Genomic DNA, 14,333 nt, shown 5'->3' with positions numbered 1-14,333 from the left:
CAGGTCGTTTTTGTCGGAACAAGCATTTCACCCCCCTACCTTCCCCAGGCATACGATTGTCTAATAATTCAACTCTAGTGTTTCCTGGAACCAGAAAACTCCTTTGACCACAATCTTCACTTGCCTCCCAATATTACGTTTAAACTTTCTGAGCCTTGACTCTCTCCTTTGGATAGAGTTTATGCTTAACTTATTCTGGATTGAAAGGAATGACATGAAATGAATGAAACGACAAATAAACGAACGCTACGTCTGATCATGCCGCAGTGGCAAGGAGGAAACAACACTGCCTATCACTTTGGCGCACAGCTTCTGGCATGGCTTGCTCCAGTGACCCGACAAGAGACAGTTGAAGTTCCCATTGTAGTTACGGAGTCCCTTAGTCAAATAAAAGAAGATGGTATTATCGCCAAACAACAACTACTCGCTCAAACAAAGCGTGCTTCTGAAATAATCCATGAGCATCAACCTGATCGTCTTGTCGTACTTGGCGGGGATTGTAGTGTCGAACTCGCTCCTTTTGCATATCTGGCCGACAAATACGGAGATGATCTTGCCATTCTATGGATCGATGCACACCCCGACGTTACGACAGCAGAGATATTTCCACATTATCATGCAATGGTATTGGCAACGCTTCTGGGTGAGGGAGATACGGATTTTGCTGCTTTGGTTCCAAACAAGGTAAATCCAGCACACGTTGTTTTTGCAGGTATCAACGATGAGAGCGAAAAAGATCGGTCCGTTTATCAAAAATTTAATTTTCCTAATGTCCCTGCTGCGGAATTTGGAACCTCCAGCGATTCGGTGCTATCATTGCTGAAGAAAACGGGTGCTACTCGAATAGCTATTCATTTTGATCTGGACGTTCTGGATATCCAGCAGATTCGCTCCACTTACTTTGCTCGACCTGGCGAATATGAGAAGAACGTGGACACGATGCCGAAAGGTGCTTCTGTGGAATCTGTAACGCGTCTCATTCAAGAGGTTGCTTCCGAGTTTGAGGTCGTAGGACTTGGAATTACGGAGCACTTGCCTTGGGATTCGATTGCCCTCTCTTCTATGCTGAACAAGTTGCCTCTGCTGAAGGATTAGTCAAATAAAAAAGCATCAAAAAAAGGGGACTGCACCCCTTTTGTGAGACAGGGATCAAAACACCTTGCAAGTTTAAGCAGCCAGTCTTCGGAAATGTATCGGAGACTGGTTATTTAGTTTCGCTTGAATCCGAATTGAGTTATAGTAGTTGATGTAGTCTCGAACGGTCTGTTCAACGATGTCCGTCGTTGTACAGATCCAAAATGCTTGATAGGTATAACATTTTATTTCCGAAAGGCAAATAAGTAATGTCGGTCACCAGTTTTTGCAAAGGAGCTTATGCATGAAATTTACGTTTTAGCAGATGTTCCACAGGTTTTGCAGGTTGCCCTGTGTTCTTTCGTTTTTTCATCCTCACTCGGCACTGTAAGCCCTCGTACTGCATAATTCGCTTTATCCGTTTATGATTTATGGGACCTTCAATCCGAAGCAAGGCAGTGATTCTTCGATATCCATACCGGAACTTGTGCTGAGCACAAAGCTGAACTACTTTCTCCACCATCGGATCTGGACGTTTGCTCTCCCAGGCTGCCTTCCAGCGGTAGTAGGTCGCTCGAGCAATTCCAAGCCATGCACAAGCCTCAGATATGGTCACTTCTTTTCGAATGGACTCGACCCAAGCGATAACGACTTCTGCTTCCACCGCTTTTCCAGTTCCTTGTACTTTTTTAGCAGATCCAGTTGCTGTTTCAAGAATCGGTTTTCTGCTTTTACTTTTTCGAGTTCTGTCGCGTGTTCTGGACCTCTTCCGTAGCTATATTGCTTACCAACTGGTTGCTCTAAGTGGTGCAATTCTCCTTTTCGATATCATCTCATCCACGTTTCTAATTGTGTCTTATTTCGTATTCCGAGCTGATCCATAACCTCTTTCACGGGCACCTCTGCCAATCTCATTTCTATGGCTTTCATTTTTAATTCCACGGGATAACTCACTCTGGTTGCCATTACAAAAACACCTCCAAGATGATCTCCCTATCTTACGATAAGGTTTCATTCTCTTGAAGGTGTTTTGATTTGTCTCACATTATGGGGTCAGTTCCTTTTTATGATGCTTCTATTGATCTATTCGGATCTGTAATTCTGAAATAAAGTCCTCGTCTTTGTCTACAGCATAATTATTCGGAAGTGAAACCTCATATACTTCTACTTCGTTTTTCAACGGTAATCCCATTGCAATGTATGCCTCTTTTAGTTTGGAGAAATAGCCGTAGTATGCCTCAACCGACCATTTAAACGTGATGCATAGATACGTCCCAGCTGGGATGGAAGTCACGGAAATATCCGTGTGCTCGGAAGAAATGGCCTCTTTGTGTACATTGGTGTACAAAGCCTTATATTGAATATCTGCTGTATGCTTATAATCTTGAAGAGGATAGATGCAGCCATACAAATTATCAATAATCATTCCTTCGAATTCCAGAACATTGGCGAGATCACGAAAAAAAACATCCGGGTTATCGAGAGGAGTAACCTGTTTATTTAATTGCAGCTTTAAAACTTTTCTATCCGCTAACTTTCGTTGGTAAACAACTCCTTTTGTCTGACGCTCCAGTAAAATTTGTTCTTGAAGTTGATCTTTACGATGGTTCAAAATGCGATGAGAATCCTCTAGCTGTCTAATCTTTTCTTTGACTATACTCTCCTGCTTATCCAGAAACAGATAAATCTCCTCAGGTGGCAATTTGATTACCTGCTTAATCTGGTCAAGAGGCGTACCAATAAACTTCAAATATTTGATGATATCAAGATAAAATATTTGTCTCACGCTATAGTAACGATAATTATTATCTTTATTCACATGTTCAGGCTTGAATATATCCAGTTTATCGTAGTGACGAAGCGTCTGAATGGTGACGTTATTCAGTTTTGCCATCTCTCCAATAGATAAGAACGTATTCATGTGGTCACTCCCGTGTAATGTTTCATATCACATAGCGCTTGCATTCAGCAAATCACTCTTGACTGTATTGTAACAATAGACTTTATTATACCATCATGAACAACCATATTGTAGTTCACAATCAATAAAGGAGGATTCTTATGCATTCCATTGTTTTCATATTTAGGCGACATTCTGGACTCACGTTGGAGGAATTCCATCATCACTATGAGCATGTTCATGGTCCGATTGCGCGACAACTGCCTGGATTAGTTGAATATCGACAGCATCCAGTAAGAGAAACTGGATTAGGAGATGGAGATTATGCTGATAAACTGGAGGGGTTTGATGCCATTTCCATATACACATTTGAAAGTGCCGAAGCAGCAGCCTGGGCTTCCGAGACAGGAAAAATCTTAGATGACGATACTCTGAGAATGCTGGATGTATCAACGATGATAACGATACCTGTAACGATTAGAACGGTGTTTACTCAATTGTAAGAATAGATTTCAGAGGAGCGGAACCTTATGGCAAAAGAGAGCAGCAGTAAAAAATATGAAAATGCAGCAGCAGATATTGTCCGCTTGGTCGGCGGTGAGTCTAATATTGAAAGTCTAGTACATTGTGCGACGCGCTTAAGATTCGTCCTAAACGATCCAAGCAAAGCGGATAAGATTTCACTGGAACAAATGAAGGAAGTACTAACGGTGGTAGAGAGTGGTGGCCAATATCAAGTTGTCATTGGAAATCAGGTTCCCGAAGTTTATAGCGTTTATGGAGCAACTTAATGTGAATTCTCCCAAAGAAAAGCAGTCCAATGCGAAAAAGACAAGCGTTACTTCCCGGATCTTTGAAATTATTTCAGGCAGCTTCTCCCCCCTTCTTCCAGCTTTGGCCGGCTCAGGTATGATTAAAGCATTATTGAGTATCTTGATCACACTCGGAGTCACACACGTACCTGATCCTTGCTGCTGCAAGTAATGCGGTGTTTTATTTCCTCCCCATCCTACTAGGGATTACGTTGGCTACTAAACTTGGCTCTACCCCATACGTAGGCGGTGTTATCGGTGCTGCATTAATGGAACCTAATTTTACAGGAATACTAACTTCCGGTGTGGAACGAACGACATTCCTTGGCATACCAGTCATCGTTGCTGACTATGCCTCTACCGTGTTTCCCGTCTTTATTGCAGTTTCAATCTTTACGGTACTGGAAAGACATCTGAAGAGATACATTCCGAAGAGTGTTCAGTTGTTCCTCGTTCCCATGCTGTCACTTATTATTGTTGTACCATTAACAGTCATTGCATTTGGGCCATTTGGTGTTTACGTAAGCCAGGGCATCGCTAGCGGTATAACATTTCTAGTGGAAAATAGTGGGGTTATTGCTGGTCTAGTCATTGGAGGTCTAGTTCCTTTCCTCGTGGTTCTGGGCGTCCACTGGGGATTGGTACCCATTATTTTGTTGAATCTGAGCGAGCTTGGAGCAGATCCGATCATCGGTATGTGGTTAGCAGCGACATTCTCTCAAACGGGTATCGCATTAGGTGTTTTCCTGAAAACTAAGGATTCCTCGTTGAAGGCAGCGGCAGGTTCCTCAACCATGACCGCATTACTCGCAGGAGTTACAGAACCGATTCTATATGGTATCGTTCTTCGTTATAAAAGGTTAATTCCGCTAATGATTTTGGCGGGTGCCATCGGTGGGGTTCTCCTTGCTGTGTTTAAAGTCAATGCGACCTCCTTTGTTCTCCAGAGTGTTTTTGCCTTCGGTGCCTTTACTCCAATCGGGTACGCTATACTCGGCGCATTCGTGTCCTTGATCGTGGCAACGGTGCTTGTACTACAGTTATACCAACAGAGGATAGTCAAACGACCCATCCGAATCTAGTCCTGACTCTTAAACTATAACACTATTCATATATAACAGTAGCATCATTCACTAGTGATGCTACTCAGAAAGGAAGAATATTGTGGAAAAATTTCCGGATAACTTTCTATGGGGCGGCGCATTAGCTGCCAATCAAGTCGAAGGAGCTTACATGGAAGGAGGTAAAGGTCTATCTGTTGCAGACGTATTACCTAACGGAATTTGGGGACCAATCGTCTCTCCTCCCCAAAGTGAGTATTTGAAACATCAAGCTGTCGATTTTTATCATCATTTCAAGTCGGATCTAGTGGACAGGAAAACATTTCCAAGTGACTTTGATGAGTATCCGTGTTGGCGAAGATATCGGATTGGAGGTCCATCCGACAACCGATCAATTCATTCGTATTGAAGAAGGTCAGGGACTTGTGCAAATGGGAGACCGGAAAGACCAATTGGATTTCCAAACGATGGCCTCGGAGGACTATGCTATTATGGTGCCTGCTGGCAAATGGCACAATATCACCAATACAGGCACTATACCTCTAAAAGTATACGTGATCTACGCTCCCCCAGAACATCCTTATGGAACAGTTCATGAAACGAAAGCCATTGCCATGTCTGCTGAAGGATAGTAAATTAAATTCGTAGAACCTCTAATGTTTTTTTGAATGTTCGTGTCAAGATACCGACTTCACTGTCGACCAACAAAAAGACTCCTACCAGGGGAAATGAAACGTCTCACTGGTAGGAGTCTTTTTGTCTTGCGGCGGTTAGTAATACTATCAGGAACCCAAATAGCGGTATAATGTCGTTTTGCTGATTCCGGTTTCTTCACGGATCTGAGCGAGACTGTACTCCTTGCTTTCATACATCTGCAACGCCTTCATCACATTACCATCCAGTTTACGAGGTCGTCCTAACTTCGTCCCCTTTTCTTTTGCTTCATCCATTCCTCTTTTGGTATGTTCACTGCTTAGATCACCTTGAAAATCAAGTAAAGCTTTAACGTGCTCCAGGAAAATATGCCCTGAACCATCCTGGGTATTCAAGTTTTCGTTCAAAGAATATAGACAGGCCTGCCTTAGCTCGAATACGCCCAACAGATCGGCAAGATGCCTCGCAGAATCAGCGAGGCAGAACAATCGGGTTATAACAACAGTGTCCCCTGCTTTCAACTCCTTCATCATCCTCTCCAATTGGACTCTCTGCTTGGCAGAAGAATGCTCCTCTTTGAACAACAGATCACAGGATTTTCGTTTTAAAATTTCGTATTGAGTATGACATTGTGGATCATCCTGAGAAGGTCTCATGTAGCCAATAATCATGTGAAAGCTCCTAACTGCAATTGACATTATAAAATTATAACACAAATAAAGAACCATAAAGGTTCCATTTTGGAACGATCCGTGGTACGATCGATTTACTTCAACCGGGCATGACTTTCCGTACAGGGCGAAAGTCATATCAAAATAACAGATAAGGAGTGGAAGTACACGTGATTGAACGAATTAAGACAGACTGGTTTTCCAACATCAGGGGAGACGTCCTGGCTGGCATTGTAGTTGCCCTGGCGTTGATCCCCGAAGCGATTGCATTTTCGATTATTGCTGGTGTAGATCCTATGGTGGGACTATATGCATCCTTCTGTATTGCAGTAATCATCTCGTTTATCGGTGGACGCCCGGGCATGATATCGGCAGCTACCGGAGCCATGGCTCTACTGATGGTGCCCTTGGTCAAAGAACATGGGATTCAGTATCTGCTCGCGGCCACCATTCTCACAGGTGTAATACAACTCATCTTTGGCGTGCTTAAAATTGGAAAACTCATGAAATTTATACCAAGGGCTGTCATGATTGGATTTGTCAACGCTCTTGCCATACTCATCTTTATGGCACAGGTTCCGCATTTTGTAGGCATATCTACACTAACATATTTGTTCGTGGCGTTTACTTTACTCATTGTATATGTTTTACCCCGATTCTTCAAAGCGATTCCTGCACCTCTCATTGCCATCGTCGCTCTGACCGCAGCTGCTATCTGGGGCAATCTGAATCTCGGGACCGTTGGAGAACTGGGAGTAATCACGCAGTCTCTACCTTCATTCTTCATTCCCGATATTCCTTTAAACATGGAGACCTTGCAAATCATATTCCCATTCTCTATCTCGCTGGCGATTGTCGGGTTGGTTGAATCTCTTCTGACATCTTCCATCGTAGATGATATGACAGGCACGGACAGCAACAAAAACAAAGAAGCCCGCGGACAAGGGATTGCCAACATTATTACCGGATTCTTCGGTGGTATGGCTGGTTGTGCCATGATTGGACAGTCTGTCATCAACGTCAAGTCGGGCGGACGGGGAAGATTGTCCACACTGGTGGCTGGACTTTTTCTCATGTTCCTCATTCTTGTACTTGGCGGAGTCGTTGTACAGATACCGATGCCGGTACTTGCAGGAATCATGATTATGGTGGCCATTGGAACATTCGACTGGTCATCCTTCTCTTATCTCCGTAAAGCGCCCATAAGTGATGCTTTCGTTATGCTGGTAACCGTTATTGTGGTTGTGGCAACAGATAATTTGGCCATTGGTGTCATTGTTGGAGTGATTTTCAGTGCCATATTCTTTGCCGCCAAAATTTCCAAGGTTAGTGTGAAGAGTCTCTCCACGAAGAACAGCGTAAGATTTGATGTGACAGGTCAGATATTCTTTGCTTCTGTAGAAGGATTCATCGAAGCTTTTGACTTTGACATTGCAGATGCAGATATCGTCATTGACTTTTCGAATGCGCACATCTGGGATGATTCGGGTGTAGGTGCTGTCGATAAGGTCGTCATCAAGTACCGCGAGAAACATAATCGTGTCACGATTATGGGCCTCAATGCCTCCAGTGAAAAACTCATTAATAAACTGGCGGTATACCGTGATGTTAATGCACAACTTAAATCACATTAAGATGGGAGAGATTAATATGTATCAACATATTATGCTTGCGGCAGATGGCTCCAATAATGCCATTCGTGCGGCGAAAGAAGCAGCTTATATTGCATCCTTGGTTCCTGATGCTGAGGTTGAGATTTTGTTTGTCGTTGACTTGTCCAAGGTGAAGGAGGAAGTTCTCCATTCTGCAAATCATGAGGAAATTGAACTGAAACGCAAACAGAAACTGATTCCTGTCCAACAAGAGCTCATACAAAAGAATGTAAAACATCGAGTTACCTTTGTAAATGGAGACCCTGGCCCCACGATTGTTGATTATGCGAACAAGAACAACGTTGATTTGCTTATTATTGGAAGCCGTGGACTGAACTCCTTACAGGAATTTGTACTGGGAAGTGTGAGTCACAAAGTAGTCAAGAGAGCTCGATGTCCAGTTATGATTGTGAAATAGATGACAATGAGAATAATTCAAAAGTTGATCCACCCAGATACACCTAATTTGAGTGGACGGATATTTGAACGACAAGCGGCACGTGGTATTATTTTGCGTGGCTCTGACATTCTTCTACTCTATACCCGTAGATATAATGATTACAGTTTCCCTGGAGGTGGTGTGGAAGCTAATGAGGAACTACTTAGTGGACTACGAAGAGAAATTACAGAAGAAACAGGCGCTATTCAAGTTGAGGTGGCTAGTGAGTTCGGGTACATTGAAGAGTACCGTCCCCATTACAAACCTGAGTATGACGTCATTCATATGTTATCTTATTACTATGTTTGTAACATTCATGAACAACTTGGAGAAGCACAGCTTGAAGACTATGAAATGCATAACGGCATGTCTGCCGTCTGGATCGATATTCACCAGGCTATTTCGCATAATCGGCAGGTGATATTGAACAAAGAGGCTTCCATGGGATTCTCGATCCAAAGAGAGACGATTGTTCTGGAGCTTATTGCATCCGAATTACTTCAATAGCTTTAGTCCTTGCGTCACAGAAACACATTATAAGTTTATAAGAAGCTAAAAAATGCAAGCAAAGGTCCCGCTTTTCCAGGTCCTATGCTTGCATTTTTTAGTAGTCAAACTTTAAAACCCACCCCATCGGCTGCTGACTGTGCATAATCCCAATAGTCGCCAACAAGTCCTTCGATAATCGATCCGCTGGCCCAGGGCATCAGACAAAACCAGGTGCTGGCTGATGTGCCATCCGCATACTTTTCGGTAACCAGTCCTTCGGAGTGACAGAACCGTTCGGACATCCATCCTTTTTTGCCATATCCGAATTCCCGATCATAGCGATTGTAGGTCTGACACCCCCACCCAATCGTATCCATCATGCGTTGGCGTACATAGGCATCTTCACGCTGCTGAACATAGTATAACAATTCGTCCACCAGGTTACTCGACATGGGGTGAATGTGCGGATTGGCTACAGAAGTAACACTTCCCCCGGAACTGGACCAATTTAATGTACTGAGCGGCGGAATTTTAACAGGTGAGTTGTAACAAAAATTGAAGCTGAACTCGTAGCAGATCGCATCTCTCATGTGATCAAGGAATAGCTCATCGCCGGTCAGCGCGTGCAGAAACCGAACGGCTTTGATGTAAGCCAAAATGCCTTCCGAATCAACCGCCTTATCCGCATCGAGCGGAGCGCCGTAACATTCCATATGTTTGACATAGGTATCGTAGTAATGGGCTTCACTTCGTCTCAGTTCATCCAGGGAGGATAAATCTTGGGTTAACCAACTGTAATATGCCATGGCAGCGAGACACCAGGTCCCGCTAAAGGCATCATATTCGAGACCTGTCCCTGTCCGCTCTGACATAATAGTAGGATATTCTCCATCCGTATTCTTTGTACACTCCAGACGATCAAGCACCTGCCTGACATATGCAAGCCAATCATCGTGCCTGTTATTACGAATGCGTTTCTCATAATCGTAGCACTTAAGAATGTAGAACATTGCTTGTGCTACGAGGTATGAGGAATGTCCCGGCGTACGCATCCCGTCAAACCACCAACCTTTGATGCTCCATATGCCGTCCTGATAGGCATCGTAAGGAAGACCGGATTCGGGATTCATGGCATGCTCGATAATATTCGTAATACAGGACAAGGCCTGCTGTCGCATGGGCTCATGATTCAGGCGCAGTGCGGCCATCAGCATCGGTGCAGCTATCGTCATGCCATTGGTCCAACTGATCGAGATAATTTTATTGAATCGGTAGTTTCCGGTTGTAGCGCGTCTTCATATACAAAGGTGGAGTAATGACGTTCCTCTGGAAGCCAGGCATACTCGTAGATGGCATTGGACATATCCGATACCGTTACCTGAATGTTGCTTCCTTCTCTTGGCTGCTCGTGATACCGCTCATAGATTGACTCCATCGCGGAATTAATGCCGAGCTCTGATGCCGACTCGTAGTTATATAGTTCAAGAGTGAGTCCAACCGACTCCCCTACCCCCAGTTCGAAGCAGTTCTCTCCAAGGGGAGCTCGCTCATGAACAAGTCTTGATTTGATAAACAGCAACGGGGCATTCTCATATCCTAACGTGTACCCGACCGTCCCTTTTTCAATAGAGCATGTGAATCCCCCATATTGTACAAACGTTCCTTTCATGTCTGGATACCACTGCTGCGAGGTACCTATCTCATCTATTGCTTCTTAATTGACTCAAGGTTTTCTCGCGCCTGATCACTTTTCCCGTCCTCCGACAGTAGGATCACTTCGTACTATGCGCGGTAATCGAAAAAGGGGATATACGGCATGGCTTCCCGAACATACGTAAAAAGGACTCCACGCGGTCTATACGCTTTTCCAACGCTAACATGCTATTTCCGAATCGACTTGAAGGACTCTGTCTGCTGTGTAATGCCCTTCTCCGCCGCAAAACGCTCGATGCTGGACGCGCCGAAGAATCCATCGATGCCCTGCGTTCTCTCAATGACATAGGCCGCATCCTCAGGATCTGCAATGGGTCCACCGTGGCAAATAATCATGATATCCGGGTTCACAGCCCGACCGGCTTCAATAATCGCCTCGATTCGTTCTACACAATCGTCCAAGGTCAGTGCTGTTTTTGCGCCAATCGAGCCCTTGGTTGTCAAGCCCATATGTGCAACCAAAATGTCGGCTCCCGCTTTCGCCATGGCCTTCGCCTGAGCTGGATCAAAAACATACGGAGTGGTCAGCAAATCCAGCTCATGGGCAATCCGGATCATTTCAACCTCCAGGTAGTACCCCATATCGGTTTCCTCCAGGTTTTGTCTGAACACCCCATCAATCAAGCCTACTGTTGGGAAGTTCTGAACACCGCTGAAGCCCTGCTCCTTCAGCTGCTTCAGATATACCTCCATCACTCGAAACGGATCGGTGCCGCATACCCCTGCCAGAACAGGCGTATGCTTGACAACGGGCAGCACTTCGGCTCCCATCTCCACGACGATTTGATTGGCATCTCCATAGGAAAGCAAGCCCGCAAGCGAGCCGCGGCCCGCCATTCTGTACCGGCCGGAATTGTATACGATCAGCATATCCGCTCCACCCGCTTCACTGCTCTTGGCCGTAATGCCTGTGCCTGCCCCGACACCAAGGAGAATTTTACCCTGCGTAACCTCTTCCCTGAATTTGGCCATAATTTCTGATCTGGACAGCTTATTCATTTCGTATCTCCCTCCCTATTGGATTCAGTTGGAATTTGAAGCATGCATGAGAGCGATCAGCTTTTGAGCTGCGGCCTCTGCAAAGGCCGGATCGTTGATGGCGCAATCCAATTCAATCACTTCAACTATCGAGATATCGACATGCTGGCGCAGGGTATCGAACAGCATCTGGTCCTCCTCCGGGCCGTAGAAAGGTTGCCCCTCCACATCAATGGCGGAGATGCCTCCAAGCGGCAGCATTAGCACTGTGCTTTCCTTGGCCATATTCAGCTTCTCCGCAAGCTTCCTGCCGATCTGTTCATTCTCTTTCACCGTGGTTCTCATCAGAGTTACGGTCGGATTATGCTGATAAAACGTATGATCCTTGAATTTCTCTGGCACGGAATCTATCGGCCCAAAATTGCACATATCCAAGGCGCCCACCGAAACCACCTGCGGAATACGATTGCGGCCTGCAGCCTCCAGGCGATGCGGCCCCGCGTTCAAGACACCGCCGATGATCTCATCCGCCCACTCCGTTGTCGTCAGGTCCAATACCCCTTCAATGAAGCCCGCCTTAATCAACGCCTCCATCGACTGCCCTCCGATGCCCGTGGCGTGAAACACAAGCACCTCGTAGCCTCGCTCCTCCAAATATTTTCTTGCCGCTGTCACACAGGAAGTCGTCACTCCAAACATCGTAGCTGCAACCAGCGGCTTCTTCTCTAGTTTGTGCGTATGCTCAAACTGGAGCATGCCCGCCATCGCAAATAACGCATTTGTGAATATTTTCGTAGAAATCGAATTCAATCCTGCTACATCCACCACAGACGGAATCATGACAATATCACTCGTGCCTACGTATGGAGCTGTGTTTCCAGACGCAACGGTCGATACCATCACCTTCGGAACGCCAATCGGCAGGGCTCTCATGGCCGGTGCGACCAGTGAGGTTCCGCCCGTGCCTCCAAAGGAAATGATTCCATCAAATTCCCCCTGCTTGTACAACTGTGGTACCAGCTTCTCCAATCCTTTGGACAAAACCTCTGTAGCCAAGGCCCGATCCTTCCTTGCCGCAAGCTCCTCTATTTCCATGTCCGCAGCACGGGCAACTTCCCGATTAGACACATCCGGAACAAAGGCTGACTCGAATACGCCTGTATGAATCATCAAGGTCCCCAGCCCAAGCTCCTCTGCAATCCTCTTAATGTAAAGGTACTCATCACCTTTCGTATCAAACGTTCCAGCTATTGCGACGGTCTTCATCCTGCTGCCTCCTCGTATGAATCATTTAGAGTCAAGCTTGATCGCAGGTAGCATTCTGATTTTTTTCGCTAACAGAAAAACCAGTACGATCACTATAGCTTCATCATACTGGTCCTGTTCATTCGTGAAAACGCTTTTATGTTCTATGTTTTTGTGTTTAGGTTAGATCTGTACTTCTTGGGAGAGCAGTCTTTAAGCTTTTTAAACATTTTGCTGAATTGGGCATAGTCCGGATACCCTACCATCTCGGCCACCACGGATAATTGAAGCTGTGGCGCATGGAGAAGCGTGACGGCTTTATTTATGCGGAAGCTCACAAGATAGGTCTGAAAGCTGCAACCAACCTCCTTTTTAAACAAACTGCTCAAATAGCTGCGCGATACATGAGCAACCTTGGCCAGATCGGAAAAAACAATTTCACTGCTGTAGTTTTGTGCTACGTATTCCTTGACAAACTCTACGTAATCATAATGCTTGGTGATGCCGTTCAGCATTTTGACCATCAAATCGTCCTCATCCAGTTTACCCAGGCGTTTAAAATCGCGAGTAATTGCTGTAATCAAATTCTCGGAAGGAATTCGTTCAAAGGCAGATCCGCCAATATAACCCATAATGTCTGTGTTGTTGTTATACATGTACTGGACATCGACAGGCGTCTTTACCGGACCGCCGTAAATCATCTTGATCAAATCAGGCTTAAGATGCTCGCAGGCATCGAAAATACGCAGTGCCTTTGATTTAGCGGCCTCTAAGGATACAACCTTCCGCGCACCCAATAATCCGCCCTCGGTCAGGCCGAGATGAGCACAGATTACATCTGCCCCCGCCTCGATCATTTGTGCCGCTTGAAGCTCGTCAAATACAAAAGCCACTGTAAACAACTCCTGTCGATGGGCCAAGCGTATGGCCTCAACCTCTCTCTCATAGCTGATCCCGTCTTCCTCCAGAGCCTCTCTGAACAATCCATCTATCAGGCCGACCGTCGGATAATTATTGACTCCCGAAAATCCTCTGCCCTTGATTTCCCCAATATAATCGGCCATTTCTATGGTTGGATCATTCGCATTCAGTCCAAAAAGTACGGGAGCTTGCCTCACCAGCGGCACAATTTCTCTTGACGCAAAATCCATCACCATATCGTTACTGTTGCAAAACGGCAAAAAGCCCGCCAGAGAGCTTCTTCCCATCTGGCGAAACTTGCCGGAGTTCAGCATTAATATAAAGTCCGCTCCGCTCTGAGCTGCATACTTGGCTGTGATCCCCGTGCCTGTCGAAACGCCGATGATGTGATTACCCTCGTGCAGCTGTGATTGAAGACGCTCCAGTACGGCTGTTCTGTTCAAGCTCCATCAGCCCCTTATCTCTACAGATTTCTCTTCAATACCCATGGGGACAGAAGCCAAGCTCACCTCATCGCAAAACAGCCTTATAATTCTGCAAGAACTATCCTCATTATCCTCTTATTATAACATGCCAATTCCTGGACACATAAGCTCAAAGACTACTGCCGGACAGTCTTAACAAAAGCATAGGGGCAGCCGGCGCCCTCGTCATTTTGCAAGATTTAGCATCGGGCACCTTTTTAGTAAAAATAAGATTAGGCAAAAGTAAAATAAGTGCATGA

Annotated in this window: 17 protein-coding genes and 2 pseudogenes; 9 read left to right on the top strand and 10 right to left on the bottom strand. The window is 45.4% G+C overall.

Annotated elements, in window-relative coordinates; all coding sequences use genetic code 11:
- Window positions 1-219 precede the first annotated feature (219 nt).
- Window positions 220-1,095, top strand: coding sequence for an arginase family protein (locus tag ACR32F_RS15310; protein WP_440119531.1), 876 nt, complete (start codon window positions 220-222; stop codon window positions 1,093-1,095).
- Window positions 1,096-1,167: 72 nt separating this feature from the next.
- Here the strand turns inward: ACR32F_RS15310 and ACR32F_RS15305 are convergent, their stop codons facing one another.
- The 4 genes from ACR32F_RS15305 to ACR32F_RS15290 all read right to left on the bottom strand — a co-directional run bounded on the left by ACR32F_RS15305 (window position 1,168) and on the right by ACR32F_RS15290 (window position 2,995).
- Window positions 1,168-1,323: an IS3 family transposase gene (locus ACR32F_RS15305; protein ID WP_440119879.1), complete on the bottom strand. Its 156-nt coding sequence runs from the start codon at window positions 1,321-1,323 to the stop codon at window positions 1,168-1,170.
- 49 nt (window positions 1,324-1,372) lie between these two features.
- A complete protein-coding gene (locus ACR32F_RS15300) occupies window positions 1,373-1,738 on the bottom strand; it encodes an IS3 family transposase (protein ID WP_440119530.1) in 366 nt (121 codons plus the stop codon).
- 164 nt (window positions 1,739-1,902) lie between these two features.
- Window positions 1,903-2,040, bottom strand: a complete 138-nt coding sequence (locus ACR32F_RS15295) for a hypothetical protein (RefSeq protein ID WP_440119528.1) — start codon at window positions 2,038-2,040, stop codon at window positions 1,903-1,905.
- A gap of 109 nt (window positions 2,041-2,149) precedes the next feature.
- A complete protein-coding gene (locus ACR32F_RS15290) occupies window positions 2,150-2,995 on the bottom strand; it encodes a MerR family transcriptional regulator (protein ID WP_440119527.1) in 846 nt (281 codons plus the stop codon).
- 140 nt (window positions 2,996-3,135) lie between these two features.
- On the opposite strand from ACR32F_RS15290, the gene ACR32F_RS15285 reads away from it, so the two are divergent.
- From ACR32F_RS15285 to ACR32F_RS15265, 5 genes and pseudogenes are all read left to right on the top strand, one after another.
- Complete coding sequence (locus ACR32F_RS15285) at window positions 3,136-3,477, top strand: EthD family reductase (RefSeq protein WP_440119526.1); 342 nt, start codon at window positions 3,136-3,138, stop codon at window positions 3,475-3,477.
- Window positions 3,478-3,504: 27 nt separating this feature from the next.
- The gene (locus ACR32F_RS15280; protein ID WP_440119525.1) at window positions 3,505-3,765 is read left to right on the top strand and encodes a PTS transporter subunit EIIB; all 261 of its coding nucleotides are present in this window, start codon (window positions 3,505-3,507) and stop codon (window positions 3,763-3,765) included.
- 170 nt (window positions 3,766-3,935) lie between these two features.
- Window positions 3,936-4,868, top strand: coding sequence for a PTS transporter subunit EIIC (locus ACR32F_RS15275; RefSeq protein ID WP_440119877.1), 933 nt, complete (start codon window positions 3,936-3,938; stop codon window positions 4,866-4,868).
- 79 nt (window positions 4,869-4,947) lie between these two features.
- Window positions 4,948-5,154, top strand: a pseudogene (locus ACR32F_RS15270) (family 1 glycosylhydrolase); the annotation flags it as partial.
- A gap of 1 nt (window position 5,155) precedes the next feature.
- Window positions 5,156-5,479 (top strand): annotated as a pseudogene (locus ACR32F_RS15265) (cupin domain-containing protein); the annotation flags it as partial.
- A gap of 150 nt (window positions 5,480-5,629) precedes the next feature.
- Here ACR32F_RS15265 and ACR32F_RS15260 read toward each other — a convergent pair.
- A complete protein-coding gene (locus tag ACR32F_RS15260; protein ID WP_440119524.1) occupies window positions 5,630-6,172 on the bottom strand; it encodes a recombinase family protein in 543 nt (180 codons plus the stop codon).
- Window positions 6,173-6,342: 170 nt separating this feature from the next.
- On the opposite strand from ACR32F_RS15260, the gene ACR32F_RS15255 reads away from it, so the two are divergent.
- The 3 genes from ACR32F_RS15255 to ACR32F_RS15245 are packed head-to-tail and all read left to right on the top strand — an operon-like array spanning window position 6,343 to window position 8,770.
- Complete coding sequence (locus ACR32F_RS15255; RefSeq protein WP_440119523.1) at window positions 6,343-7,806, top strand: SulP family inorganic anion transporter; 1,464 nt, start codon at window positions 6,343-6,345, stop codon at window positions 7,804-7,806.
- Between the two features lie 16 nt (window positions 7,807-7,822).
- Window positions 7,823-8,242, top strand: coding sequence for a universal stress protein (locus ACR32F_RS15250; RefSeq protein WP_440119522.1), 420 nt, complete (start codon window positions 7,823-7,825; stop codon window positions 8,240-8,242).
- Window positions 8,243-8,770 (top strand): NUDIX hydrolase, encoded by a 528-nt coding sequence (locus tag ACR32F_RS15245; protein WP_440119521.1) that lies wholly within the window; start codon window positions 8,243-8,245, stop codon window positions 8,768-8,770.
- A 104-nt stretch (window positions 8,771-8,874) separates the two neighbouring features.
- Here the strand turns inward: ACR32F_RS15245 and ACR32F_RS15240 are convergent, their stop codons facing one another.
- The 5 genes from ACR32F_RS15240 to ACR32F_RS15220 form a co-directional block, all read right to left on the bottom strand.
- Window positions 8,875-9,984, bottom strand: coding sequence for a hypothetical protein (locus tag ACR32F_RS15240; protein WP_440119520.1), 1,110 nt, complete (start codon window positions 9,982-9,984; stop codon window positions 8,875-8,877).
- Complete coding sequence (locus tag ACR32F_RS15235) at window positions 9,981-10,421, bottom strand: hypothetical protein (RefSeq protein WP_440119519.1); 441 nt, start codon at window positions 10,419-10,421, stop codon at window positions 9,981-9,983. The genes ACR32F_RS15240 and ACR32F_RS15235 overlap by 4 nt, the downstream gene beginning before the upstream one ends.
- A gap of 212 nt (window positions 10,422-10,633) precedes the next feature.
- Window positions 10,634-11,437 carry a phosphoenolpyruvate hydrolase family protein gene (locus ACR32F_RS15230; RefSeq protein WP_440119875.1) on the bottom strand — a complete coding sequence of 268 codons (804 nt, stop codon included), beginning with the start codon at window positions 11,435-11,437 and terminating at the stop codon, window positions 10,634-10,636.
- 51 nt (window positions 11,438-11,488) lie between these two features.
- Window positions 11,489-12,709: a Tm-1-like ATP-binding domain-containing protein gene (locus ACR32F_RS15225; RefSeq protein ID WP_440119518.1), complete on the bottom strand. Its 1,221-nt coding sequence runs from the start codon at window positions 12,707-12,709 to the stop codon at window positions 11,489-11,491.
- A gap of 143 nt (window positions 12,710-12,852) precedes the next feature.
- Entirely contained in the window at window positions 12,853-14,052 is a 1,200-nt protein-coding gene (locus ACR32F_RS15220; RefSeq protein ID WP_440119517.1) for a phosphoenolpyruvate hydrolase family protein, read from the bottom strand.
- Window positions 14,053-14,333: the final 281 nt, after the last annotated feature.

It is taken from the genome of Paenibacillus hebaui, assembly GCF_051934385.1.
In the GTDB taxonomy this organism is placed as follows: Bacteria; Bacillota; Bacilli; order Paenibacillales; family Paenibacillaceae; genus Paenibacillus.
Note: the sequence above shows the minus strand (reverse complement) of the source record. Positions and strands in the feature narration are given on the sequence as shown.

Coding starts and splice junctions, on each gene's coding strand:
- ACR32F_RS15310 (WP_440119531.1), top strand. CDS start 220: ATGAATGAAACGACAAATAAACGAACGCTACGTCTGATCATGCCGCAG.
- ACR32F_RS15295 (WP_440119528.1), bottom strand. CDS start 2,040: ATGGCAACCAGAGTGAGTTATCCCGTGGAATTAAAAATGAAAGCCATA.
- ACR32F_RS15290 (WP_440119527.1), bottom strand. CDS start 2,995: ATGAATACGTTCTTATCTATTGGAGAGATGGCAAAACTGAATAACGTC.
- ACR32F_RS15285 (WP_440119526.1), top strand. CDS start 3,136: ATGCATTCCATTGTTTTCATATTTAGGCGACATTCTGGACTCACGTTG.
- ACR32F_RS15280 (WP_440119525.1), top strand. CDS start 3,505: ATGGCAAAAGAGAGCAGCAGTAAAAAATATGAAAATGCAGCAGCAGAT.
- ACR32F_RS15260 (WP_440119524.1), bottom strand. CDS start 6,172: ATGATTATTGGCTACATGAGACCTTCTCAGGATGATCCACAATGTCAT.
- ACR32F_RS15250 (WP_440119522.1), top strand. CDS start 7,823: ATGTATCAACATATTATGCTTGCGGCAGATGGCTCCAATAATGCCATT.
- ACR32F_RS15245 (WP_440119521.1), top strand. CDS start 8,243: ATGACAATGAGAATAATTCAAAAGTTGATCCACCCAGATACACCTAAT.
- ACR32F_RS15240 (WP_440119520.1), bottom strand. CDS start 9,984: ATGACGATAGCTGCACCGATGCTGATGGCCGCACTGCGCCTGAATCAT.
- ACR32F_RS15235 (WP_440119519.1), bottom strand. CDS start 10,421: ATGAAAGGAACGTTTGTACAATATGGGGGATTCACATGCTCTATTGAA.
- ACR32F_RS15230 (WP_440119875.1), bottom strand. CDS start 11,437: ATGGCCAAATTCAGGGAAGAGGTTACGCAGGGTAAAATTCTCCTTGGT.
- ACR32F_RS15225 (WP_440119518.1), bottom strand. CDS start 12,709: ATGAAGACCGTCGCAATAGCTGGAACGTTTGATACGAAAGGTGATGAG.